The following is a 23,197-nucleotide window of genomic DNA, read 5'->3' as shown; positions in this document are numbered from 1 at the left end:
GCGTCTCCATGGCAGGGTTCACTGGCGCAGCCAGCCGGCTTGCTGGAACAGCGGGATGACCCGCTCACGGTCCTTCTCGATGTAGGCCACCAGGTCCTGGCCTTCGAGGAAGGTCGGTGCCAGCGCCGAACGTTCGATGTAGGTCTTGAATTCCGGGGTCTGGCTGACCTTGCGCAGCAGCTCGACATAGAAGGCGCGTTGCTCGTCGCTGATGCCGCCAGGCAGGAACACAGTGCGCGGGAAGCGGTACTGATCGATGCCCAGACCCTGCTCGTGGCAGGTCGGGATGTCTGCCCAGGACTGCTCGGCGGTGACCTTTTCGCTGTAGATCATGCGCTCGCGGCTGAACACGCACAGCGGCTTGACCTGGCCGCCGCGCCACTGGCTGAGGCTTTCGGCAGGGTTGTTGAGGTTGGCCGCGATGTGCTTGCCGGCCAGCTGGATGGAGGCCTCGCTGCCGCTCTTGAAGGGGATGTAGGTGAGCTTGCTGCCGACCTGCTGGCCGATCAGCAACGCCAGGGTCTGGTCGACGTCCTTGGACTGGCTGCCGCCGAAGCGCATCTTGCCGGCGTTGCTTGCAAGGGCTGCCTTGAACGCCGAGGCATCGGCCCAGGGCGCGTCCTGGTAGGTCCAGAGGATGAAGTCATCCTCGGCGACCGCGGCCACCGGTGTCAGGTCGGTCCATTGGTAACCCAGCTTGGCCACCAGCGGTAACAGGTAGACATTGTTGGTGCCGATCACCAGCTTGTGCGCATCGCCCTGGGCCAGCTTCATGTCGAGGAAGGCTTCGGCGCCATTGCCGCCGCCTTTGTTCAGCACCACGGTGTTGACGTCCAGCAACTGATGCTGGCTGATCGCCGACTGGATCAGGCGTGCCAGCTGGTCGGTGCCGCCCCCGGGGCCACCGGCGACGACGATTTCAACGTTCTTCCCGGGCTTCCAACCCTCGGCAAGGGCGGGCAGGGTGCTGGCGCAGAGCAGCGTGCAAGCGGCCAGGAACGACGACAGGTGACGCGCGGATGCGGTTCGCATGGGATACCTCTTGTTGTCTTTGTTATGGGTAGCCGGAGTGTGCGAAGCGAACCGATAAGCGTCTACTCAAAATAAGGCATACACCGATAGCCATGGGTTATGCCAGGCCGGTTCGCCTAGCGATAACCACAGGAAATGGCTGTATGAGCAGGTTTGATTAGACGGTTATCGATGCCGCACCCATAGTGGGCTTCACCGGCCTTACCGGATCACAACAATAACGATCAGAGGGACTTCCCATGGCTCAGGCACACCCTGCCGTGCTGCACGCCAGCCCTGCGCGCGGCAAGACCGTCGCGCAGAAGGCCAGCAATGTGCGCTGGCGCATCTTCGCCATCATCTTCGCACTCACGGTGATCAACCTGATCGACCGTGTCTCCCTGTCCATCGCCATGCCCACCATCGCCGCCGAGTTCGAGCTGACGCCGAGCATGCAAGGGCTGATCCTCAGCAGCTTCTTCTGGGCCTACGCCTTGCTGCAGATCCCCGGCGGCTGGTTGATCGACCGCTACGGGCCGCGCCGGGTGATCGGCTGGTCCACGGGCTTGTGGGGCATGTTCCAGACGCTCGCGGCGTTCGCCACCGGCGGCCTTTCGCTGATGTTCGCGCGCGTGGCGCTGGGGGCCGCGGAGGCGCCATTGTTCCCCTCCGGCGGCAAGCTCAACTCGCTGTGGCTGGGTTCCAGCGAGCGCAGCCGTGGTGCTGTGCTCATGGATTGCGGCGGGCCGCTGGGCGTGGCCCTGGGCGGCTTGATCATCGCCTACCTGATCGCCGTGCTCGGTTCCTGGCGCATCGCCTTCTTCATCGCCGGCATCGCCACCCTGGCCATGGCCTGGCTGGCCTGGCACTACCTGCGCGACAACCCCGCCGAGCATCCGGCGGTCAATGATGCCGAACTCGACAAGATCAACCAGGGCCGCGCCGTGCCGATGGCCGAGGCCGCCCTGCAGGCGACCAAGGGCCTGGGCATCGCCGCCCGTTCGCTGACCGGCATCCTGCTCGGGCGTGCCAGCTGGGCCATGGTGTTCTTCGGCCTGCTGACCTGGGGGCCGAGCTACCTGGCCCAGGCACGGGGCTTCGACATCAAGGGCATCGGTGCCGCGACTTTCATCATCTTCCTGTGCGGCGCGGTCGGCTCGCTGGTTGGCGGTTACCTCTGCGACCTGTTGATCCGCAAAGGCGTGCGCCGTGGCGTGGCGGCCAAGAGCCTGTTGAGCGTGTCCGGGCTGGTGGCGCTGGGCGCCTTCCTGCTGCTGCCACAACTGGACGATGCCTTCGCCGCCGTCGCGCTGCTGGCGCTGACCGCCTTCTTCCTGATGTGGGGCAGCCTGTACTGGAGCTTCCCGGCGCTACTCGCCGCCCCCTCGCGGGTCGGCTTGATCGGCGGGGTGATGAACCTCGCCGGCAGCCTCGGCGGCATCGTCGTGCCGATCTTGGTCGGCCTGCTGCTCCAGCACTTGGGCGGCTACTCGGCGGTGCTCGGTTTCTTCGCCTTGTGCTCGGCGCTGTTCATCGCCGGCACCCTGTTGATCGCTCTGGACAAGACCGAGGTATCCCATGGCTGAGCTGTACGACGGGCCGATCGTCGATGCCCATCATCATTTCTGGGACCCGCAACGCAACCACCATCCGTGGTTGTCGGGCAGCGAGAACATCCCCTTCCGCTACGGTGACTACAGCGCGATCAAGCGGCGCTATTTCCCCGAGGACTACCTTGCCGATGCAGGGGCCCACCGGGTGGTCGAGACCGTCTACGTGGAAACCGAGTGGGACCCGCGTGACCCGATTGGCGAAACCCGCTTCATCCATGAGGTCGCCGCCCGCTATGGCGCGCCCAACGCGGTGGTCGCGCAGGCCTGGCTGGATGCTCCCGAGGCGGCCGAGGTGCTGGCCGCACAGGCCGGCTTCGAGCGGGTCCGCAGCGTGCGCCACAAACCGGGTGGCCCGAGCCGGCCGGAGGAGGTCGGCCAGTGCCGCAGCCTGATGAGCGACGAGCGCTGGCGCCGTGGCTACGCCGAGCTGGCCCGCCACGGGCTGCACTTCGACCTGCAGACGCCGTGGTGGAACCTGGCCGAGGCCGAGCGGCTGGCGCGTGATTTCCCCCAGACACTGCTGATCCTCAACCACACCGGCCTGCCGTCGGACCGCGGCGAAGCGGCCCTGGCGGCCTGGCATGCGGCCATGGCGCGGTTCGCCGAGTGCCCGAACGCGAGGGTGAAGATCTCTGGCATCGGCCAGGCCGGCAGGCCGTGGCGTGCCGAGGACAACGCCTGGATCGTGCGCGAGACCATCGCCATGTTCGGCGCGCAGCGGGCGATGTTCGCCAGCAACTTCCCTGTCGACAGCCTGTGCGGCTCGTTCGACGACATCTATGGCGGCTTCAAGCGCATCGTCGCCGACCTGCCCGGCGAGGCGCAGGCCCAGCTTTTCTACCATAACGCCCGGCGCATCTACCGCACCGTGCCCGACACCTTGCGCCCTGCGCCAGTGTCGACCGACCTGAGGACCCCTGCATGAGCAAACCCACCCTCCCGCGCCTGGCCATGGTCCTGGGCGACCCCGCCGGTATCGGCCCGGAGCTGATCGCCCGCCTGCTGGCCGAGCCCGAGGTGCGCGGCAAGGCCCGCGTGGTGCTGATCGCCGACGAAGCGGAAATGCGTCGGGGCATGCGTATCGCCGGCTGCGAGTTCCCTTACCGGCGCATCGACGACCTGCAAGCGCTGGACTTCGCCGATGACACGCCGCTGCTGTACCCCTATCGCGGCGCAGCCGAGGGCGAGTTCCCGCGCAGCGAGGCGAGCGTGATCGGCGGGCGCTACAGCCTGGATACCCTGGCCGTGGCCCTGGCGCTGACCCAGGACGGCAGGACCGACGCGATTCTCTTCGGGCCATTGAACAAGACCTCGCTGCACATGGCCGGCATGGGCCATAGCGACGAGCTGCACTGGTTCGCCGAGCGCCTGGGCTTCGCCGGCCCGTTCTGCGAGTTCAACGTGCTCGATGAGCTCTGGACCTCACGGGTGACGTCCCACGTGGCGCTGGCCGACGTACCGGGCCTGCTCAGCCAGGCGCGGGTGCTCGAGGCCATCGGCCTGATCGACACCGCGCTCAAGCGCAGTGGCCTGGCCCGGCCGCGCATCGGTGTGTGCGGCCTCAACCCGCACAACGGCGACAACGGCAGCTTTGGCCGCGAGGAGCTGGACATCATCGGCCCAGCGGTGCAGACGGCGCGTGCGCAGGGCATCGAAGCCGACGGGCCTTATCCGGCCGACACCATCTTCCTCAAGGTGCAGGGCGATGCCCAGGCCTTCGATGCCGTGGTCACCATGTACCACGACCAGGGGCAGATCGCGATCAAGCTGATGGGCTTCTCCCGTGGCGTGACCGTCCAGGGCGGGTTGCCGGTGCCCATCACCACACCCGCGCATGGCACGGCCTTCGACATCGCAGGGCAGGGCAAGGCCAACGTCGGCGCGACCCGCCAGGCCTTCGAGATCGCCTGCCGGATGGGGCTCAACGCCCGCTGATCCCGCGCACCGCCAGCCTCACCTTCCCGTCAGTCAATCACCCACATCGCCTGGGGCCCGGAGGGCTCCACGGCGGGGCTCACCCTGGAAAAAGGAAAACAACAACAATGACCCGTGCTTTTTCTCACCGCTTCAAAGCCACCTCGATGGCGCCTGTGCTGATCGCCGGCCTGCCGCTGAGTGCCATCGCCGAGGGTTTCATCGACGATGCCAGCGTGACCTTGGGGATGCGTAACCTCTACTTCAACCGTGACTTTCGCCAGCCCGCTGCGGCGCAGTCGAAGCAGGAGGAATGGGCCCAGGGGTTCTTGCTGCAGGCCAAGTCCGGCTACACGCCCGGCCTGTTCGGGGTGGGCATCGACCTGATCGGCCAACTGGGCTTCAAGCTCGACAGCAGCCCAGAGCGCAGCGGCTCGGGACTGTTGCCCAGGCATAGCGATGGCCGGGCGGTGGACGATTACTCGCGGCTGGGCCTGGCACCCAAGCTGCGGTTGTCGAAGACCGAGCTCAAGGTAGGCGAACTGCAGCCGGAGTTGCCGATCCTGCTGCGCAACGATGGCCGCTTGCTGCCACAGACGTTCCAGGGCGGCATGCTCACCTCGCGGGAGTTCGATGGCCTGACCTTGCAGGGCGGGCAGATGCGCTCGCTGAGCCAGCGCAACTCTTCCGACCATGAGGATTTGTCCGTGGACGGTCGCGGCGGGGTATTCGCCGACCGTTTCGACTATGTTGGCGGCGAGTACCGCTTCAATGCCGACCGCACCCAAGTCGGGCTGTGGCAGGCACGGCTGCAGGACATCTACCAGCAACGCTTCTACAACGTCAGCCACAAGCAGAAGGTCGGCGACTGGACCTTGGGGGCCAATGTCGGCTTCTTCGCCACCCAGGAGGAGGGGAGTGCCGACCTGGGGGATCTGGACAACCGGGCGCTGACCAGCTTCGTCAGTGCGAGGTACGCCGGCCATACCTTCGGCGCCGGCTATCAGCGCATGTATGGCGACGACGGCATGGTCTACATCGCCGGGACCAGCACGCCGCTGGTCAACGATATCCAGGTGCGCAACTTCACCACGGCGGGCGAGCGCTCCTGGCAGGTGCGCTATGACTACGACTTCGTCGCCCTGGGGATTCCCGGGCTGTCGCTCATGGCCCGCTATGCGAGCGGTGACCATGCCGAGGTGGCAGGCGGGAGCGATGGCAAGGCCTGGGAGCGTGACCTGGATATCACCTATGTCATCCAGGCGGGGCCCCTGAAGAACCTGGGCGTGCGTTGGCGCAATGCCATGGTGCGTTCCAACCATGCCGCCGATGTGGATGAGAACCGCCTGATCCTCACCTATACCCTGAAGTTACTCTGACACTCCCATGGCCTCTGGGGCCGCTTCGCGCCCCAGCTTACGATGCATACCTCCCCCGATAACCCCGAAGCCACCAATGGGCATCCTGGTATATCCCCAGGTTATCGATGGATACGCATAAGTGATTATCCAGCCCCGCCTGCCCCCTCTACAGTCGCCCCATGGCTCGCCACTGCCTGGCGCGCCAGCCAAGACCAACAAGAAGCCCGTCCTGACGCTTCGCAGGACGATCACGGCAAGCACGAGGAAGTCCCCATGAGCGACCACGCCAGAGCCCTGGCCTCGGCCATTTCCATCAGCCGCGCGCGGCTACTGCCTTTCCTGATCCTGATGTACGTACTGGCCTTCATCGACCGGGCCAACGTCGGTTATGCCCGGGCCTTCCTGCAAGCCGACACCGGCCTTGGCGATGCGGCCTTCGCCTTCGGCGCGAGCATCTTCTTCATCGGCTATGCCTGTTTCGAAGTGCCCAGCAACCTGATGCTGCACCGCCTCGGCGCACGGGTCTGGCTGTGCCGGATCATGGTCACCTGGGGGCTGGTCAGCGCGGCGATGATGTTCGCCGACAACGCCACGACCTTCTACGTGCTGCGCTTCTTGCTAGGCGTCGCCGAGGCCGGCTTCTTCCCCGGCATCATCCTCTACCTCACCTACTGGTTCCCGTCCCAGAGCCGCGCCCAGGCCCTGGGCCTGTTCTACTTCGGCCTGCCGCTGGCGCTGGTGCTGGGCGGGCCGTTGTCCGGCTGGTTGCTGGAGTTCCATGGGGTATTCGGCCTGACCAACTGGCAATGGCTGTTCGTGGTCGAGGGGCTGATGGCCTCGGTGGTCGGTATCGCCGCCTACTTCTACCTGGTCGACCGCCCACGCAATGCCCGCTGGCTCAGCGATGTGCAGAAACAGGCGCTGGAAGGCACGCTGGCCGAGGAAGACGCGCAGAAGCAGGCCCATGGCCCGCACGGCTTCCTCGGTGCGCTGCGCAATGGCCAGGTCATGAAGTTCTGCCTGGTGTACTTCACCGTGCAGATGAGCGTGTACGGCGTGGTGTTCTACCTGCCGACCCGCATCGCCAGCTTCCTGGACGGCCAGGTGGGCCTGAGCGTCGGCCTGTACACCGCGATTCCCTGGGCCTGTGCCCTGGTGGTCACCCGCCTGGTGACCCGTTATGCCGACCGTAGCGGCCTGCACCGCCAGCTCGCGGTGGCCATGCTGGCCATGGCCGCCGCCGGTATCGCGGCATCGGCCCTGGCTGGCAGCCTGCCGCTGGTGGTGCTGGCCTTCTGCTTCGCCGCTGCCGGTTTCGTTTCCGTGCAGCCGCTGTTCTGGACCCTGCCCACCGGCTACCTGAGCGGTGCGGCCGCGGCCAGCGGCATCGCCCTGATCAACTCCCTGGGCAACCTGGGCGGCTTCGTCGCGCCGAACCTCAAGACCTTGACCGAAACCCTGTTCGCCGATCCACGTGCCGGCATGTTCGCCCTGGCCGTGGTGGGTGTCCTGGGGGCCTGCCTGTTGTCCCGACTCAAATCTTCCCGACCATCGCCTGCCCCGATCGAACCCGCGCGGGCCGGCTGATCAACGCCATGTGATAGGAGCTGTGACCATGAAAATCAAATCCGTGCGTACCCGTGTCTTCGAATGGAAAGGCAAGGTCGTGCCACCCCAGGCGCATTTCTGCACCAATGCCAGCGACATCCTCTTCGAGCGCGGCGACGCCATGGGTTCGTTCCGCTTCCACGGCTGGCTGGTGGTGGAGATCGAAACCGACAACGGCATCGTCGGTATCGGCAACTGCGCCCTGGCCCCGCGCGTGGCCAAGGAGATCATCGACCTGTACCTGGCACCGATCTGCATCGGCGAGGACCCCTTCGACAACGAGTACATCTGGCAAAAAATGTACCGTCGCACCCATGCCTGGGGCCGCAAGGGCATCGGCATGGCGGCCATCTCGGCGGTCGACCTGGCGATCTGGGACATCATGGGCAAGGCGGTGAACAAGCCGGTGTTCAAGCTGCTCGGCGGGCGCACCAAGGAAAAGATCTGGACCTACGCCTCCAAGCTGTACGCCAACGACAACCTCGACGTGTTCCTCGAGGAAGCCCAGGGTTACCTGAACCAGGGCTTCACCGCGCTGAAGATGCGTTTCGGCTACGGCCCCAAGGACGGTCCGGCCGGCATGCGCCGTAACATCGAGCAGGTCCGCGCCCTGCGCGAACTGGCCGGCCCCGATGTCGACATCATGCTCGAGTGCTACATGGGCTGGACCCTGGAGTACGCCCGGCGCATGTTGCCCAAGCTCGCCGAGTTCGAGCCGCGCTGGCTGGAAGAGCCGGTGATCGCCGATGACATCGAAGGTTATATCGAGCTGAAGAAGATGGGCATCATGCCGATCTCCGGCGGCGAGCACGAGTTCACCGGCCATGGCTTCAAGGACCTGTTGGAGCGCCGCGCGGTGGACGTCATCCAGTACGACACCAACCGTGTCGGCGGCATCACCGCCGCGCGTAAGATCAACGCCATGGCCGAAGCCTGGTCGGTGCCGGTGATCCCCCACGCCGGGCAGATGCACAACTACCACTTGACCATGGCCAGCACCGCTTCGCCGATGGCCGAGTTCTTCCCGGTGTTCGACGTCGAGGTCGGCAACGAGCTGTTCTACTACGTCTTCAAGGGCGAACCGCAGCCGGTGGATGGCTACATCCAGCTGGACGACGACAAGCCGGGCCTGGGCCTGGAGATTTCCGAGGAATACCTCGGCGACTTCAACATCATCGAATGATCGCGCCGGGCGCTGCCGCTCGGTGGCGCCCAGCCCGTCGAACGGGAGGAGAGACACATGCGGTTGATTCAATTCGAAGACCCGGCCGGCCAGCGCCAGGTCGGAGTGGTCGAGGGTACGCAGGTCCAGGTGGTGCGCGGTGTGCGCAGCACCCGCGAGCTGGCGTTGGCGGCGATCCGTGGTGGGCGCGCTCTGGTGGAGGAAGTACTGGCCCGTGGCTGCGACGCCGGGCCGGCCTATGCCGGGCTGCTGGAGGCGGGGCGGGTGCTGCCACCGTTGGACCATGAAGACCCGGCGCACTGCCTGGTCAGCGGTACCGGCCTGACCCACCTGGGCAGCGCCGCCACGCGAGACAAGATGCACCAGCACGGCGAGCAGGACGACACCACGCTCACCGACACCATGCGTATCTTCAAGTGGGGCCTGGAGGGGGGCAAGCCCGCCGCCGGCGAAGCGGGGGCGCAGCCGGAATGGTTCTACAAGGGCGATGGCAGCATCGTCGTGCGCCCCGGTGCGGACCTGCCGTTGCCGGCCTTCGCCGAGGATGCCGGCGAGGAACCAGAGCTGGTCGGTCTCTACGTGATAGGTGACGACGGCCGCCCGTATCGGCTGGGCTATGCCCTGGGCAACGAGTTCTCCGACCATGTCATGGAGCGGCGCAACTACCTGTACCTGGCGCATTCCAAGCTGCGCAGTTGCGCCTATGGCCCTGAGCTGCGCGTGGGCGAGCTGCCGCGCCACCTGCAAGGGCGCAGCCGTATCCTGCGCAATGGCGAGGTGCTCTGGGAGCGCGAGTTCCTGTCCGGCGAGGACAACATGTGCCACAGCTTCGAGAACCTGGAGTTCCATCACTTCAAGTACGCCCAGTTCCTGCGCCCGGGCGATGTGCATGTGCATTACTTCGGCACGGCGACGCTGTCCTTTGCCGACGGTATCAAGGCCGTGCCGGGCGACACCTTCGAGATCGCCGTGCCTGACTTCGGTGCGCCGCTGCGCAACGGCATCGTCGCTGGCGAACCGGCCATGGCGCCGGGACAGGTCGCGGCGCTCTGAATCCTCGTCACCATCCGCTTTTGCCGGGTCGCGCCGCCTGCCGATGGCGGTGGCGCGGCCCCCGATCATGAGGTCGATATGCCAACCATCCTCGGTTACAACTACATCGCTGGCGCCCGTAGCGCGGCAGGTTCGGTCGTGCTGCAGAGCATCGACGCGACCACCGCCGAGGCGCTGCCCTACAGCTTCCACCAGGCGACCCTGGAAGAGGTGGACGACGCGGCGCAAGCGGCCGCCGCTGCCTTCTTGCCATACCGCGACCTGCCGGCCACGCGCCGGGCGGCGTTCCTCGACGCCATCGCCGAGGAGATCGACCTGCTCGGCGATGAGTTCGTCGCCATCGTCTGCCGCGAAACGGCATTGCCGGCGGCACGCATTCAGGGCGAGCGTGGCCGTACCAGCGGTCAGATGCGCCTGTTCGCCCAAGTGCTGCGGCGTGGGGATTTCCATGGCGCGCGGATCGACCGCGCCCTGCCGGAGCGCAAGCCGTTGCCACGGGTCGACCTGCGCCAGTGCCGCATCGGCGTGGGGCCGGTGGCGGTGTTCGGCGCGAGCAACTTCCCACTGGCATTCTCGACTGCCGGTGGCGATACCGCCGCGGCCCTGGCCGCCGGATGCCCGGTGGTGTTCAAGGCGCACAGCGGCCACATGGCCACCGCCGAGCTGGTGGCCGATGCCATCCTGCGCGCCGCGCAACGCACCGGCATGCCCAGCGGTGTGTTCAACATGCTTTACGGCGCCGGTGTCGGCGAGCCGTTGGTCAAGCACCCGGCGATCCAGGCGGTCGGCTTCACCGGTTCGCTCAAGGGCGGTCGTGCCCTGTGCGACATGGCGGCTGCACGGCCGCAGCCGATTCCGGTGTTCGCCGAGATGAGCAGCATCAACCCGGTGGTACTGCTGCCCGAGGCGCTGCAGGTACGGGGCGAGACGCTGGCTACCGAGTTGGCCGCCTCGGTGGTGCTCGGTTGCGGACAGTTCTGCACCAACCCCGGGCTGGTCATCGGCATCCGCTCGCCGGCCTTCTCGCGCTTCGTCGAGCAGTTCAGCGCGCGCATGGCCGACCAGCCGGCACAGACCATGCTCAACGCCGGTACCCTGGCCAGCTACGAGAAGGGACTGGCGGCCCTGCACGCCCACCCGGGCATCCGCCACCTGGCCGGCCAGCGTCAGGAAGGCAGGCAGGCCCGGCCACAGCTGTTCCAGGCCGAGGCCCGGGTGCTGATCGACGGTGATGCGTTGCTGCAGGAGGAGGTCTTCGGGCCGACGACCGTGCTCGTCGAGGTGGCGGATGAGCAGGCGCTGGCCCAGGCCCTGAATGCCCTGCACGGGCAGCTCACGGCGACCCTGATCGCCGAGCCGGACGACCTGCGCCAGTTCGCGGCGCTGGTGCCGGTGCTCGAGCGCAAGGCCGGACGCCTGTTGCTCAATGGCTACCCGACCGGTGTCGAAGTCTGTGATGCGATGGTCCATGGCGGGCCGTACCCAGCCACCTCGGATGCGCGGGGCACCTCTGTCGGTAGCCTGGCGATCGACCGCTTCCTGCGCCCGGTGTGCTACCAGAACTACCCCGATGCCCTGCTGCCGGATGCGCTCAAGGACGGCAACCCGCTGGGGATCGTACGCTTGCTCGACGGGGTGCCGAGCCGCGATGCGCTAATCCCAGCCTGACAACGTCAGCCGTTGGCGAACAGCACCTTGGCCTCGGCGAAGCACTGTTCGGCGATCGCCGAGCGGGGCTCGCTGCGGCGCAGCAGCAGGCCGACCGGGCTGTGGATGCTGGCGTCGGCGATGGGGATGATGCGCATGTGCTGGGACAGCTCCTCCAGGCCGCACTCCAGCGGCATCACCGCGCAGCACACGCCGCTGTTGATGGCCTGGACCAGCTGGAAGGTGGAGTCGCTTTCCAGCACTGCCGCCGGTTCCAGGCCACGGCTGCGCAGGCTCAGGTCCAGCGCCTGGCGGTAGTGCATGCCTTTGCTCAACAGGCCCAGGGGCAGGTCGGCCACGCTGTCCCAGGACAGTTCGGTCTGCTCGAACTGGAAGTGCCGGGTGTCGTGCAGCAGGCCCATGGTGGTGGTGCCCAGCTCGATCACTTCGAAGAAGCTGGCGTTGACCTGATCCAGGTAGCAGAGCCCCAGGTCCAACTGGTTGCGGCTCAGGCCGTCGGTGATCTGCTCGGAGCTGAGCGAACTGAGCTCGAAGTGCAGTTCGGGGTACTTCTCGCGCAGTGGCAGCAGCAAGTGCATGGGGTTGAAGCTGGCCAGCGGCACGGTGCCCAGGCGCAGGCTGCCGACCACCTGGCCCCGGCAACTGGCGGCCTCGGCCTGCAGGCCGTCGTGGGCGGCCAGCAGGGTGCGGGCCCAGGCCAGGATGCGTTCGCCGGCCTCGGTGAAGCCCTCGAAGCGCTGGCCGCGCTTGACCAGTACCAGGTCCAGCTCGTCCTCCAGGTTGCGCAGGCGCATGGACAGGGTCGGCTGGGTGATGTGGCACAGCGCTGCGGCCTGGCCGAAATGGCGGGTCTTGTCGAGGGCGATGAGGAACTTGAGCTGCTTGATGTCCATGGGGTGGCCTGGTGGGCGGTGAAGTCGATGGCGTTGACCTTAACCAAGTCGGCCGTGGCTGGCCAATGTTTAGTGCCGATTGTATGGGAGGCGGGTGCCCACAGAGTGCGCGAGCCGATCACAAGTAATGTGGTTTGCAGGGGCCCCTGTGGGAGCGGGCTTGCCCGCGATCAAGGGCGCAGCCCTTGCCATATGTCGGTGATGTCAGGGCCGGCCCAATCGCCGACAAGCCGGCTCCCACAGGGCTCTGCTAAATCAAAGCGTTATGTTCTGTTCTATCGAACCGGCTTGCCGACGATAGACCCACTCGATGGCCCGGTTCGCCATATCGATTGGACGCTGGGCAGGCTTCTCTCTAGCGTGGCACGGGACAATGCCTATTCAGGAGCAAGCCCAGGTGAGTGTGAAACCGGACGCGGTGTTCGTACCGCTCAATATCGCCGTGCTGACGGTCAGCGATACCCGCACCTTCGACAACGACACGTCCGGCGAACTGCTGGCCAGCCGCTGCGTGCAGATCGGCCATCGACTGGTGGCGCGGGAGTTGCTCAAGGACGACCTGTACAAGATCCGCGCCCAGGTCGCCACCTGGATCGCCGACGACCAGGTGCAGGTGGTGCTGGTCACCGGCGGCACCGGCTTCACCGGGCGGGACAGCACGCCAGAGGCGGTGGAGTGCCTGCTGGACAAGCGCATCGACGGTTTCGGCGAGCTGTTCCGCGCCCTGTCGATCCTCGATATCGGCACCTCGACGGTACAGAGCCGGGCACTGGCGGGCCTGGCCAACGGCACCCTGGTGTGCTGCCTGCCAGGCTCGACCGGGGCCTGCCGCACGGCCTGGGAGGGGATCCTCGCCGAGCAGTTGGATGCACGGCACCGGCCCTGCAACTTCGTGGCGCACCTCAAGCCTATCGGGGCGTGCGAAACCCGGGGGTGAGGCGCGGCTCGTCAGAACCGTGCCAGGCGGTAGGCTTCCAGCCCCGCCACCGGCCCCTGCGCCAGGCGCCCGAGCCACTGCGCGGTCAGCGCGGCCTGGGTCAGGCCCAGGTGCTGGTGGCCGAAGGCGAGCAGCACCTTGCCGTCGCACACCCGGTCGATCACCGGCAATGAGTCGGGCAAGGAAGGGCGAAAGCCCATCCACGGGGTCGCGCCAGTGGCGTCGAGGTCGTGGCGCAGCAGGCCCTTGCTCAGGTTCAGCAACTGCCAGGCGCGCTGCATGCGGGGCGGGCGGCGCAGGCCGGCGAACTCCACCGTGCCGGCCAGGCGCAAGCCGCCGGCCATGGGCGTCATGATGAACTTGCGCTCCAGCGAGGTGACCGCGAACGGCAGCCGTTGCCGTTCGCCGGGCAGCATCAGGTGATAGCCGCGCTCGGTGTCCAGCGGCACCCGGGTGCCGGTCAGCGCCTGGGTCAGTGGGGCCGAGTGTGCGCCACAGGCGATCAGCACCTGGCGCGCCCGCACGGGGCCGTGGTCGGTGACCAGGGTGACGCCTTGCCCCTGCAGGCGGGCATCGCGTACCTGCTGCTGGTGGAACTGTACGCCCTGGGCCTTGGCGGCCTCGACCAGTTCGCAGACCACACGGTACGGGTCGAGGAAATGCCCCGTGGCGGGAAAGAACAGGCCGCCCCGGATGCCTTCGCTCAACTGTGGCGCTGCCGCCTGCACGGCCTGGGCGGACCACGGCTCGACCGGCACCGCCTGTTGCCGCAGGCGCGACTGCAGGGCCTCCAGCGCCTGGCGCGACTCCGGGCGCTCGAACACCAGCAGCGAGCCGTCCTCTTTGAGCAGCGCGGTACGGTCGATCGAGGCCAGCAACTGCCGCCACGCCGCCAGGCTGCCTTCGTTGAGCACACGCAAGCCCGCCACGCTACGCTGGAACGCGGCCGGACGCAGGTTCAGCAGCAGGCGGGCGAACCACGGCAAGGCACGGGGCAGGTGTCGCCAGTCCAGGCGTAGCGGGCCCATCGGGTCGAGCAGCATGGCGGGAAGGCGCGTGAGGATCGACAGGTCGGCGATCGGGAACACCTGTTCAGTGGCCAGGTGGCCGGCGTTGCCGAACGAAGCGCCGTGGCCGGGCGCCTGCTGGTCGATGACCTGTACCCGCCGGCCCTGGCGGGCCAGCTCGAGGGCACAGGCGACACCGACGATGCCGGCGCCGACCACCACCAGGTCGGCATCGGCGTGGGCATGATCGAGGGGGAGGGCGTTGGGCATTGCCTAGGCTTCCCTCTGGCCATCGAGCAGCCGCCGCAGGTGCAGCGGGTTGTCGTGCTTGAGGGCGGTGGGCAACAGGGCATCGGGGAAGTCCTGGTAGCAGACCGGGCGCAGGAAACGCAGGATGGCGGCGGTGCCGACCGAGGTGCTGCGGGCATCGAGGGTGGCCGGGAACGGCCCGCCATGGACCATGGCATCGCAGACTTCGACGCCGGTCGGCCAGCCGTTGACCAGCAGGCGCCCGGCCTTGCGTTCGAGGGCCGGGAGCAAGGCGCGGGCGGCCGGCAGGTCGTCATCGTCCAGGTGCAGGGTGGCGGTCAGTTGGCCTTCCAGGTGTTCGGCAACCTGCTCGAACTGTTGTGCGTCGCGGCACGCCACGATCAGCGACGAGGCGCCGAACACCTCGGCTTGCAGGGCGGTATTGGCGAGAAAGGCCGAGGCGTCGGCGACGAACAACTGGGCCTGGCCCTGGTTCGGCCCCAGGGCCGGCTGGCCACTGGCGACTGCCTGAGCGTGCTCGCCCAGTGCTGCGACCCCTGCCTGGTAGGCGCTGAAGATGCCCGGCGTGAGCATCGTCTGTGCCGGTATGCCAGCCAGGTGTTCGGCGGCCGCGGCGACGAAACGCTCCAGCGCCGGTCCTTGGCGGGCGATCACCAGGCCCGGGTTGGTGCAGAACTGGCCGGCACCCTGGGTCAGCGAGGCGACGAAGCCTTGCGCCAGCCCTTCTGCACGGGCCTGCAGAGCGTTGTCGAAAAGAAATACCGGGTTGATCGAGCTCATTTCCGCGTACACCGGGATCGGCTCAGGGCGTGCCTGTGCCGCGCGGTTCAAGGCCATGCCGCCGCTGCGCGAGCCCGTGAAACCGACCGCTTTGATACGCGGATCGCTGACCAGGGCGATGCCCACCTCCCGCCCTGCGCCATGCAGCAGCGAGAACACGCCCTCGGGCAGGCCGCATTGCGCCACCGCCCGGGCGAGCGCCTGGCCTATCAGTTCGCTGGTGCCGGGATGGGCGCCATGGGCCTTGACCACCACCGGGCAACCGGCGGCCAGGGCCGAGGCGGTATCGCCGCCGGCCACCGAAAAGGCCAGGGGGAAGTTGCTGGCACCGAACACCGCCACCGGGCCCAGGGCCACCTGGCGCTGGCGCAGGTCCGGGCGGGCCAGCGGCTGGCGCTGCGGCTGCGCGCTGTCGACGCGCGCATCCAGCCATTCACCGGCGCGCACGGTGCGGGCGAAGGTGCGCAACTGTTGGCAGGTCCGCCCACGTTCACCGAGGATGCGCGGACGCGGCAGGCCGGTTTCGGCGACGGCGCGGTCGATCAGCGCATCGCCCAGGGCTTCGATCTGCTCGGCGATGGTTTCCAGGAACAGCGCACGTTGCGCCAACGAGGTTTCGCGGTAGGCGTCGAAGGCCGACCAGGCCAGCGCGCAGGCGCGGTCCACGTGCTCGCGCGTGCCACCGGGGTAGGCCGGTTCCAGGGGGTGGTTGGTGGCCGGGTCGATGGCCCGGATCGCTTCGCGGTTGCCGGTAACGGCCTGCTGGCCGATCAGCAGGTTGCCTGTGAGAGTCATGCTGGCGTCCTGAAAGAATCCTGAAGAGGCCGCTGCGCCATGAAGCTGGCGCAGGGCGAGGGGGGCGAGTGTCAGGCGACGTTCTGCTGCGCCGACCAGTTGGCGTACCACTGGCGGAACAGCGTGTACTGGTTGTGCGCGTAGTTGCGCTGGGACTCGGTGAGCGCGTCGCTTTCGTTGAAGTGCAGGGTGTATTCCTGGTCGCCGTTGAGCACCATCAGGTACTTGTAGTACAGCACCAGGTCGCAGCCTTCATCGAACGACGACAGCACCGCCAGCGCCGACTCCAGCTCACCGGCCAGGCGGCGGGCCTTGGCGTCGCCCTTGGCTGCCTGCTTGCTCAGCGCCACCAGTTGCAGCACCTCGCGGGGCAGGGCATTGCCGATGCCGGTGATGGCGCCGGTGGCATTGCAGTTGACGAAGCCGTGGACCACCTGGGTGTCGACACCGACCATCAGGGTCACCTGGTCGTCCTTGGAGGTGATGTGCTCGGCGGCGTAGCGCAGGTCGGCACCGCCACCGAATTCCTTGAAGCCGATCAGGTTCGGGTATTCGCGGCGCAGTTCGAAGAACAGGTCGGCGCGGGTGGCGAAGCCGTAGTAGGGGCTGTTGTAGATCACCGCCGGCAGTGCCGGGGCGGCTTGCAGGATCGCCGCGAAGTGCGCCTTCTGCGCCGCCAGCGAGGCGCCACGGGAGAGCACGCGGGGGATCACCATCAGGCCGGCGGCACCGACCTTGGCGGCGTGGGCTGCGTGGGAAACCGCCTCGCGGGTATTCACCGCGCCGGTGCCGACGATGGTCGGGATGCCGGCGGCCACCAGCCGGGCCACGCCTTCCTGGCGCTCGGCCTCGCTGAGCAGCGGCCAGTCGCCCATCGAGCCGCAGTAGACCACCGCGCTCATGCCGGCCTCGATCAGTTCGCGGCCCTTGCGCACCAGGGCGTCGTAGTCCGGCTTGCGCTCGGCGGTGCAGGGGGTCATCAGGGCGGGCATGCAGCCGGTGAAGATGTTGTCGCTCATTGTCTGTGCTCCTTGGCGCAGGTGTTCAGGTGGGGTGCTTGTAAAGGGAGCGGGGCGGGTCAGATGCCCCACGCGAAAGGGTCTTGTTCGTCGATCAGCAGGGTGCTATCGGCGGTCATGTGGGCGCGGCCGGTGATGAACGGGCGAATGCGCTCGCCCTGCCATTGGAAGCGGCCTTCGAACTGGCTGCCGGTGATGCTCGCCTGCACCCAGGCCTGGCCTGCGGCGAGCTTGCCGTCGGCCGCCAGGCAGGCCAGCTTGGCGCTGGTGCCGGTACCGCAGGGAGAGCGGTCGTAGGCCTTGCCGGGGCACATGACGAAATTGCGGCTGTCGGCGTTGGCATCGTCGGCGAACAGCTCGACGTGGTCGATCGGCGCGCCGTGCTCGCCCGTGATGCCCTGGGCCTGCAGGGCCTTGAGCATCGCCCAGGTGAATGCCGTGAGGGCTTCGACATTGTCCAGCGTCAGCCGCTGGCCGTGCTCGCTGACTAGGAAGAACCAGTTGCCGCCCCAGGCGATGTCGCCCAGGAACGCCCCGTACCCGGGGACCTCGACCGCCACTTGCTGGCGGTAGCGGTAGGCCGGGACGTTGCCGACCGTCACCGCGCCGTCCTCGTGCAAGGTGGCCGTGACCTGGCCGACCGGGGTGTCGATCTTGTGCTCGCCGGGGCCGATCATGCCCAGGTGCTGCAGCGAGGCGACCAGGCCGATGGTGCCGTGGCCACACATGTTCAGGTAGCCGGCGTTGTTGAAGAAGATCACCCCGCAGGTGGCGTCCGCCGACACCGGCTCGCAATACAGCGCGCCGACCAGCACGTCGTTGCCGCGTGGCTCCAGCAGGCAGGCGCGGCGCCATTGGTCGTGCTGTTCGCGCAGTTCGTCGCGGCGCTCGGCCAGGGTGCTGCCCGTCAGCCGGGGAAAGCCTTTGATCACCAGGCGGGTAGGTTCGCCGCCGGTATGGGAGTCGATGACGTGGATGTGTTTCATGGGCATGTCCATTTCAGTGGGCGATGTTCAGGACGCCAGCGCGGCGGGGTGCTGGCCGGGCTGGGGCTGCGGGTTGGCCTCGCTTTCGTCCTCGCCATCCAGGCGTACCAGGTGGGCGGGCACGCCGGTGCGTGCGCCCCAGTAGTAGATGCCCAGGGCACAGGCGGCCACGACCAGGGTGTCGAACGGGTGGCCGATCAGCCCCAGACCGCCGAAACTGCCGAGCCACGACAGCAGGATGGTCAGCGCGTAGAAGCCGATCAGCCAGGCCGACGAGCGCACTTGCTGGGCGAGGGACAGGTGCTGGATGGGCACGAAACGGCCGCACAGCAGGTACAGCACGAACATCACGATCTGCAGGGCGAGCAGCCAGGACACGGTGTTCCAGCCGGACCAGTAGACGATCAGCGCGGCGATGATGAACGACAGTGGGCCCAGCACGGCCATGCCCTTGACCCGGAACGGACGCGCCATGCCGGGGGCGTTGCGACGCAGGGCCGCGACCGACACCGGCGCCACCGCGTAGCTCAGTACCAGCGCTGCCGAGACCACGTTGATCAGCGCTTCCCAGGAGGGGAAGGGCAGGGTCCAGAACACCGACAGGGCGAAGGTCAGCCACAACGCGGGGCGTGGAATGCCTGATTGTTCGTCGATGCGGGTGAAGACCTTGAAGAAGGTGCCGGTTTGCGCCCAGCCATAGACCACCCGCGGCGTGGCGTTCATGTAGATGTTGCCGCAGCCGCTCGGCGAGATCACCGCGTCGGCCACCACCAGGTAGGCCAGCCAGCCCACCCCCAGCGCCAGGGCGATGTCGCGATAGGGCAGCGCCAGTTCCTTGGTCACGCCGGCCCAGCCGTTGGCCAGCATCTCGGTCGGCACGCTGCCAAGGAACGCCAGTTGCAGCAGCACGTAGATCGCGGTCGACAGCAGCACCGAGAGGATCAGTGCGATGGGAATGGTGCGTTGCGGGTTCTTCACTTCGCTGGCCACCGAGATGATCGGGGTCAGGCCCAGGTAGGCGAAGATGATGCCGCCTGCGGAAACCGCCATTTCCACGCCGGACAGGCCGAACGGGGCGAAGCCCTGGGCCTCGAAGTTCTCTGGCTTGAAGAAGGTGAACAGCACGCCGATCACCAGCAGCGGCACGATGAACTTGAACACGCTGACCAGGTTGTTGGCCTTGGCGAAGGTCTTCACGCTGCGGTAGTTGAGCAGGAAGAACAGGCATAGCAGGCCGAACTGCACCAGCCAGCCGAGAACGGTCGGATCGCTGGAGCCCGGTTGGGTCAGCGAGGGGAACCAGGCGGCGGCGTACTGGCGCGAGGCGACCACTTCGATAGCCACCAGGCTGGAGAAGGCGATCAGGGTGATGAACCCCATCAGGTAGCCCAGCAGTGGCCCGTGGGAGTAGACCGGGTAGCGCACCACGCCACCAGCACGGGGCAGGGCCGCGCCCAGTTCGCAATAGACGATGCCCAGCAACAGCACGGCGAAGCCGCCGAGGAACCAGGACAGGATGCCGGCCGGGCCGGCGATGGCGGAGACGTGGCTGGCGGCGAACAGCCAGCCCGAGCCGAAGATGGCGCCGAGGCCGATGAATGTGAGGTCCAGCAACGACAGCTGTTTCTTGAACTTGCCTGACATGGGGTCGCCTTCTTGTGGGTTATTGGATAGGCAGGTCTGATGTCACGTGATGCGGGCGCTCGTGCACCGCGTTCTTGTAGGTCTGTGGCGGCTTGCGTTGGCCATAGAGTGGACCGATCCGGGCGTGGGTTCTTGATGGTTTTCTGCAGCGTGGGTGACGAAATCGGCACAGTCCGCGGCTTCGTCATGGCGCAGTGGACACGGCCGGGCCCTTGCGGCAAGGTGCCAGGCGCAAGGTTGCCGGAGAACGCGAATGAGGCAGGAGACACTGTCGATGCTTTACCAGGGCTTCGATCGACATCGCCCGAAGTCGATCGAAGCCCTGTTGGTTGGCGTGGCACCGCTGTTGCCGCTGTTGGATGTCATCCCCGACGCGGCGATCTTCATCAAGGATGACCAGGCCCGCTATGTGCTGGCCAACCGCACGCTGGTGCAGCGCTGCGGGCTGAAGGCGTTGGCGCCGCTGTTGGGCAAGACCAGTGCCGAGGTCTTTCCGGCGCAGTTGGGGCCGGGCTACACCGAGCAGGATCGCCGGGTGCTCAGGCAAGGGGCGATCCTCGAGGACCAGTTGGAACTGCACCTGTATGGCAGCCGCGAACCGGGCTGGTGCCTGACTCACAAATGGCCGCTATACGACACCGCCGGCCAGATCATCGGCCTGGTGGGGATTTCCGTGGACCTGCAGGCCGCCACCGATACGCACCCGGCCTACCAGCGCCTGGCCGCGGTGGACGAGCATATCCGCCGGCATTTCAACCAACCGATCAGCCTCGGCGAGCTGACCCGCATCGCCGGCCTCTCCGTCGCCCAGCTAGAGCGCTACTGCAAGCGGGTGTTCCACCTGACGCCACGGCAGATGATCCACAAGGCCCGGCTGGAGCACGCGCACCGCCTGCTGCACACCGAACTGCCGATCACCGAGGTCGCCCTGCAGTGCGGCTATACCGACCACAGCGCCTTCAGCCGGCAGTTCAAGCAGCTGACCGGCTTCACGCCCCGGCAGTATCGAGCGGCGACGGAGCAACGATGATCGTAAGCGGTGCAGGGTGTGGGAGCGGCCTTGTGTCGCGAAGCGGCCCTCTGGGGAATCAACTGAGCACATGATCCACCGGCTCCAGCGCCGGTGGCAGTGGCTCATGCCCCAGTGCCGCCAGCACGTCGCGCTCGAGGGTGCGCACCAGGGCATCGGTCGGCAAATCGTTCTGGTCGCGGCCGAACGGGTCTTCCAGTTCGTTGCCGATGGCGTCCAGGCCAAAGAAGGTATAGCTGATGATGGTGGTGAACAGCGGCGCCAGCCAGCCCAGTGGCCCGGCCAGGGCGAACGGCAGCAGCAGGCAGAAGATATAGATGGTGCGATGCAGCAGCAGGGTGTAGGGGAAGGGCAGCGGCGTGCCTTTGATCCGCTCGCAGGTGGCCTGGACGTCCGACAGCCCGACCAGTCGCTGCTCCAGCAGGGTATAGCGCCACTCGCTGATCTGCTGGCGCTCGGCCAGGCGCGCGCAGTGCTCGCCGACCTGGCGCAGGATACCGTCGCACAGGTTGTGCGGGCTGATGGCGTCGATATCGCTCAGCCAGGGCCGGGCGGCATGCAGTTCGTCTTCGCTGCGCAGGCGTGCGTTGAGGGCGTGGGCGAAGCCGCACAGGCTGCGCAGCAGCTCGGTACGCAGGCGTTCGTCGGCGATCGCCAGGCTTTCGCGGGCGAACGAGCGGACTTCGATGATCAGCCGTCCCCAGGCCTTGCGTCCCTCCCACCAACGGTCGTAGCAGGCGTTGTTGCGAAAGCTCATGAAGATCGACAGCGACAGCCCGAGCAGGGTGAACGGCGTCGCGCTGACCGGATAGGCAAAGGCCGGGAAGTGCCGCTCGGCCAGCACGATCAAGGCGGCCAGCAGGGTGACCATCAGGCAGCGCAGGGCGATGCGCTTGACGATCGATCCCTTGAGGGTGAACAGCAGGCGCAGCACATCGGGGCGGGGGTGGACGATCATGAGGTTCCAGAGGCGGCCGCTCAGCCGCCGGTCATGTTCATGAAGCGCAGGATCTGCACCTCGCCGCCGACCTCGAAGTGGTGGCGGTAGGGCTTGAGCTGCATGGCCTCGCGGATGGCCTTTTCCAGGCGCGCGCTGTCGCCGGGGTGGGCGCGCAGGACCTGCTTGAGGTCCATCGAGTGCTCGTTGCCCAGGCACAGCAGCAGGCGTCCCTCGACGGTCAGGCGCACGCGGTTGCAGGTGGCGCAGAAGTTGTGGCTGTGCGGCGAGATGAAGCCGACCCGGGTATTCACCGCTTCGGCCAGGCGCCAGTAGCGCGCCGGGCCCTGGGACGACTCGGCCGACTCGACCAGGGTGAAGTGCTCGGCCAGGCGCTCGCGGACTTCATCGCTGGAGCAGTAGGATTCGCCGCGTTCGTGCTCGCTGATCACGCCCAGGGGCATTTCCTCGATGAAGGAGATGTCCAGTTCACGGTCGATGGCGAAGCGCACCAGGTCGACGATCTCGTGGTCGTTGCGGCCCTTGAGCACCACGCAGTTGAGCTTGGTACGGCGAAAGCCTGCGTGGCGCGCGGCGTCGATGCCGGCGATCACCTGGTCGAGGTCGCCGGTGCGGGTCAGGCTGCGGAAGCGTTCGGCGTTCAGGCTGTCGAGGCTGATGTTCAGGCGCGAGACGCCGGCATCGAACAGCGGCCCGGCCAGGCGGACCAGTTGCGAGCCGTTGCTGGTCAGGCACAGTTCGCGCAGGCCTGGCAGGGCGGCGATGCGCTCGCACAGCCCGACGATGCCCTGGCGCACCAGCGGCTCGCCGCCGGTCAGGCGGATCTTGCGGGTGCCCAGGGCGACGAAGCGCTCGGCCACCTGGTACAGCTCCTCGAGGCTGAGGATCTGTTGGCGCGGCAGGAACTGCATGTCTTCGGCCATGCAGTAGACGCAGCGGAAGTCGCAGCGGTCGGTGACCGACATCCGCAGGTAGTCGATTCTCCGGTTGAAGCCGTCGATCAGTGCCTGGGGGTTCTGTTCCACGTTCACGCTCGAATGAGGGGGTGAATTGAGCGGCGAGCTCGCCGCGGACAAGGTTCAAGCTATAACCTGCGGGCACCCCCGTCAAATCGCTTTCCCCTCTTATGCGATCAGCCCCGTCTATCACCCGTGCATGCCGCGCCCCCCGTGGTCTGCGCGCCATCATCGATACGGTTTATCGTGCCGTAGGGGATATCGATTGGACGCGCTCATACCAGGCTTCTTAGGCTGGCGAAAATACCGGGCGAGCGATCCGGTGACTTCTATGCCCGCGTGAGGATCCACCGCATGAGCCAAGACGAACACATCAGGGACTACAAGGGCCCGGCTGCCGGCTGGGGCGCGCTCAAGAGCGTGACCAAGGCCTGGCTGGGCAGCGAGAATGCCTTCAAGAACCTGCGGGCCATGCTCAAGACCAACCAGAACGGTGGCTTCGACTGCCCCG

20 protein-coding genes and 1 pseudogene are annotated in these 23,197 nt (G+C 67.1%); 12 read left to right on the top strand and 9 right to left on the bottom strand.

Going from position 1 to position 23,197, the window contains the following annotated elements; genetic code table 11:
* Positions 1 to 18 precede the first annotated feature (18 nt).
* Positions 19 to 1,032 carry a tripartite tricarboxylate transporter substrate binding protein gene (locus ABFA30_RS24180; protein ID WP_317235063.1) on the bottom strand — a complete coding sequence of 338 codons (1,014 nt, stop codon included), beginning with the start codon at positions 1,030 to 1,032 and terminating at the stop codon, positions 19 to 21.
* Between the two features lie 239 nt (positions 1,033 to 1,271).
* On the opposite strand from ABFA30_RS24180, the gene ABFA30_RS24175 reads away from it, so the two are divergent.
* The 9 genes and pseudogenes from ABFA30_RS24175 (at position 1,272) to ABFA30_RS24135 (ending at position 11,411) form a co-directional block, all read left to right on the top strand.
* Positions 1,272 to 2,597 (top strand): MFS transporter, encoded by a 1,326-nt coding sequence (locus ABFA30_RS24175; RefSeq protein ID WP_225790838.1) that lies wholly within the window; start codon positions 1,272 to 1,274, stop codon positions 2,595 to 2,597.
* Complete coding sequence (locus tag ABFA30_RS24170; protein ID WP_225790839.1) at positions 2,590 to 3,549, top strand: amidohydrolase family protein; 960 nt, start codon at positions 2,590 to 2,592, stop codon at positions 3,547 to 3,549. The genes ABFA30_RS24175 and ABFA30_RS24170 overlap by 8 nt, the downstream gene beginning before the upstream one ends.
* A complete protein-coding gene (locus ABFA30_RS24165) occupies positions 3,546 to 4,559 on the top strand; it encodes a 4-hydroxythreonine-4-phosphate dehydrogenase PdxA (RefSeq protein ID WP_225790840.1) in 1,014 nt (337 codons plus the stop codon). The genes ABFA30_RS24170 and ABFA30_RS24165 overlap by 4 nt, the downstream gene beginning before the upstream one ends.
* Positions 4,560 to 4,666: 107 nt before the next feature.
* Complete coding sequence (locus ABFA30_RS24160) at positions 4,667 to 5,917, top strand: OprD family porin (RefSeq protein WP_225790841.1); 1,251 nt, start codon at positions 4,667 to 4,669, stop codon at positions 5,915 to 5,917.
* Positions 5,918 to 6,001: 84 nt separating this feature from the next.
* Positions 6,002 to 6,118 (top strand): annotated as a pseudogene (locus ABFA30_RS24155) (hypothetical protein); the annotation flags it as partial.
* Positions 6,119 to 6,172: 54 nt separating this feature from the next.
* Positions 6,173 to 7,486 (top strand): MFS transporter, encoded by a 1,314-nt coding sequence (locus tag ABFA30_RS24150; protein WP_225790842.1) that lies wholly within the window; start codon positions 6,173 to 6,175, stop codon positions 7,484 to 7,486.
* A 28-nt stretch (positions 7,487 to 7,514) separates the two neighbouring features.
* Positions 7,515 to 8,690 (top strand): L-lyxonate dehydratase, encoded by a 1,176-nt coding sequence (locus ABFA30_RS24145; RefSeq protein WP_253081591.1) that lies wholly within the window; start codon positions 7,515 to 7,517, stop codon positions 8,688 to 8,690.
* 57 nt (positions 8,691 to 8,747) lie between these two features.
* Entirely contained in the window at positions 8,748 to 9,743 is a 996-nt protein-coding gene (gene araD1 / locus ABFA30_RS24140) for an AraD1 family protein (protein ID WP_253081590.1), read from the top strand.
* Between the two features lie 78 nt (positions 9,744 to 9,821).
* Positions 9,822 to 11,411 (top strand): aldehyde dehydrogenase (NADP(+)), encoded by a 1,590-nt coding sequence (locus ABFA30_RS24135; protein ID WP_225790845.1) that lies wholly within the window; start codon positions 9,822 to 9,824, stop codon positions 11,409 to 11,411.
* Between the two features lie 5 nt (positions 11,412 to 11,416).
* Here ABFA30_RS24135 and ABFA30_RS24130 read toward each other — a convergent pair whose 3' ends face one another.
* Positions 11,417 to 12,304 (bottom strand): LysR family transcriptional regulator, encoded by an 888-nt coding sequence (locus ABFA30_RS24130; RefSeq protein WP_225790846.1) that lies wholly within the window; start codon positions 12,302 to 12,304, stop codon positions 11,417 to 11,419.
* 397 nt (positions 12,305 to 12,701) lie between these two features.
* On the opposite strand from ABFA30_RS24130, the gene moaB reads away from it, so the two are divergent.
* Positions 12,702 to 13,241 carry a molybdenum cofactor biosynthesis protein B gene (gene moaB / locus ABFA30_RS24125; RefSeq protein ID WP_225790847.1) on the top strand — a complete coding sequence of 180 codons (540 nt, stop codon included), beginning with the start codon at positions 12,702 to 12,704 and terminating at the stop codon, positions 13,239 to 13,241.
* Between the two features lie 11 nt (positions 13,242 to 13,252).
* On the opposite strand, the gene ABFA30_RS24120 is transcribed toward moaB, so the two are convergent.
* The 5 genes from ABFA30_RS24120 to ABFA30_RS24100 all read right to left on the bottom strand — a co-directional run bounded on the left by ABFA30_RS24120 (position 13,253) and on the right by ABFA30_RS24100 (position 19,742).
* On the bottom strand, positions 13,253 to 14,518 hold the full coding sequence (locus tag ABFA30_RS24120; protein WP_253104183.1) for an NAD(P)/FAD-dependent oxidoreductase: 1,266 nt from the start codon (positions 14,516 to 14,518) through the stop codon (positions 13,253 to 13,255).
* Positions 14,519 to 14,521: 3 nt separating this feature from the next.
* The gene (locus ABFA30_RS24115; RefSeq protein WP_253104180.1) at positions 14,522 to 16,093 is read right to left on the bottom strand and encodes an aldehyde dehydrogenase (NADP(+)); all 1,572 of its coding nucleotides are present in this window, start codon (positions 16,091 to 16,093) and stop codon (positions 14,522 to 14,524) included.
* Positions 16,094 to 16,164: 71 nt separating this feature from the next.
* Positions 16,165 to 17,112, bottom strand: a complete 948-nt coding sequence (locus ABFA30_RS24110; RefSeq protein ID WP_225790850.1) for a dihydrodipicolinate synthase family protein — start codon at positions 17,110 to 17,112, stop codon at positions 16,165 to 16,167.
* 59 nt (positions 17,113 to 17,171) lie between these two features.
* Positions 17,172 to 18,098, bottom strand: a complete 927-nt coding sequence (locus tag ABFA30_RS24105; RefSeq protein ID WP_225790851.1) for a 4-hydroxyproline epimerase — start codon at positions 18,096 to 18,098, stop codon at positions 17,172 to 17,174.
* Between the two features lie 27 nt (positions 18,099 to 18,125).
* Positions 18,126 to 19,742, bottom strand: a complete 1,617-nt coding sequence (locus ABFA30_RS24100) for an APC family permease (protein ID WP_253104177.1) — start codon at positions 19,740 to 19,742, stop codon at positions 18,126 to 18,128.
* A 253-nt stretch (positions 19,743 to 19,995) separates the two neighbouring features.
* Between ABFA30_RS24100 and ABFA30_RS24095 the strand changes: the two genes are divergently transcribed.
* Complete coding sequence (locus tag ABFA30_RS24095; RefSeq protein ID WP_410046087.1) at positions 19,996 to 20,772, top strand: helix-turn-helix domain-containing protein; 777 nt, start codon at positions 19,996 to 19,998, stop codon at positions 20,770 to 20,772.
* 58 nt (positions 20,773 to 20,830) lie between these two features.
* Here ABFA30_RS24095 and ABFA30_RS24090 read toward each other — a convergent pair whose 3' ends face one another.
* Both ABFA30_RS24090 and moaA read right to left on the bottom strand, forming a co-directional pair.
* Entirely contained in the window at positions 20,831 to 21,730 is a 900-nt protein-coding gene (locus tag ABFA30_RS24090) for a bestrophin family protein (RefSeq protein ID WP_225790854.1), read from the bottom strand.
* A gap of 20 nt (positions 21,731 to 21,750) precedes the next feature.
* Positions 21,751 to 22,755, bottom strand: coding sequence for a GTP 3',8-cyclase MoaA (gene moaA / locus ABFA30_RS24085; RefSeq protein WP_225790855.1), 1,005 nt, complete (start codon positions 22,753 to 22,755; stop codon positions 21,751 to 21,753).
* Between the two features lie 285 nt (positions 22,756 to 23,040).
* Between moaA and ABFA30_RS24080 the strand changes: the two genes are divergently transcribed.
* The coding region (locus ABFA30_RS24080; protein ID WP_410046089.1) for a hypothetical protein at positions 23,041 to 23,197 on the top strand (157 nt) is incomplete at its 3' end.

The sequence above is a fragment of the Pseudomonas sp. HLMP genome, assembly GCF_046365545.1.
GTDB classification, from domain to species: Bacteria; Pseudomonadota; Gammaproteobacteria; order Pseudomonadales; family Pseudomonadaceae; genus Aquipseudomonas; species Aquipseudomonas guariconensis_B.
Note: the sequence above shows the minus strand (reverse complement) of the source record. Positions and strands in the feature narration are given on the sequence as shown.

Bases quoted from the DNA above. Each gene is read 5' to 3' on its own strand.
- ABFA30_RS24180 (WP_317235063.1), bottom strand. From the start codon at position 1,032: ATGCGAACCGCATCCGCGCGTCACCTGTCGTCGTTCCTGGCCGCTTGC.
- ABFA30_RS24175 (WP_225790838.1), top strand. From the start codon at position 1,272: ATGGCTCAGGCACACCCTGCCGTGCTGCACGCCAGCCCTGCGCGCGGC.
- ABFA30_RS24170 (WP_225790839.1), top strand. From the start codon at position 2,590: ATGGCTGAGCTGTACGACGGGCCGATCGTCGATGCCCATCATCATTTC.
- ABFA30_RS24165 (WP_225790840.1), top strand. From the start codon at position 3,546: ATGAGCAAACCCACCCTCCCGCGCCTGGCCATGGTCCTGGGCGACCCC.
- ABFA30_RS24160 (WP_225790841.1), top strand. From the start codon at position 4,667: ATGACCCGTGCTTTTTCTCACCGCTTCAAAGCCACCTCGATGGCGCCT.
- ABFA30_RS24150 (WP_225790842.1), top strand. From the start codon at position 6,173: ATGAGCGACCACGCCAGAGCCCTGGCCTCGGCCATTTCCATCAGCCGC.
- ABFA30_RS24145 (WP_253081591.1), top strand. From the start codon at position 7,515: ATGAAAATCAAATCCGTGCGTACCCGTGTCTTCGAATGGAAAGGCAAG.
- araD1 (WP_253081590.1), top strand. From the start codon at position 8,748: ATGCGGTTGATTCAATTCGAAGACCCGGCCGGCCAGCGCCAGGTCGGA.
- ABFA30_RS24135 (WP_225790845.1), top strand. From the start codon at position 9,822: ATGCCAACCATCCTCGGTTACAACTACATCGCTGGCGCCCGTAGCGCG.
- ABFA30_RS24130 (WP_225790846.1), bottom strand. From the start codon at position 12,304: ATGGACATCAAGCAGCTCAAGTTCCTCATCGCCCTCGACAAGACCCGC.
- ABFA30_RS24120 (WP_253104183.1), bottom strand. From the start codon at position 14,518: ATGCCCAACGCCCTCCCCCTCGATCATGCCCACGCCGATGCCGACCTG.
- ABFA30_RS24115 (WP_253104180.1), bottom strand. From the start codon at position 16,093: ATGACTCTCACAGGCAACCTGCTGATCGGCCAGCAGGCCGTTACCGGC.
- ABFA30_RS24110 (WP_225790850.1), bottom strand. From the start codon at position 17,112: ATGAGCGACAACATCTTCACCGGCTGCATGCCCGCCCTGATGACCCCC.
- ABFA30_RS24105 (WP_225790851.1), bottom strand. From the start codon at position 18,098: ATGAAACACATCCACGTCATCGACTCCCATACCGGCGGCGAACCTACC.
- ABFA30_RS24100 (WP_253104177.1), bottom strand. From the start codon at position 19,742: ATGTCAGGCAAGTTCAAGAAACAGCTGTCGTTGCTGGACCTCACATTC.
- ABFA30_RS24095 (WP_410046087.1), top strand. From the start codon at position 19,996: ATGAGGCAGGAGACACTGTCGATGCTTTACCAGGGCTTCGATCGACAT.
- ABFA30_RS24090 (WP_225790854.1), bottom strand. From the start codon at position 21,730: ATGATCGTCCACCCCCGCCCCGATGTGCTGCGCCTGCTGTTCACCCTC.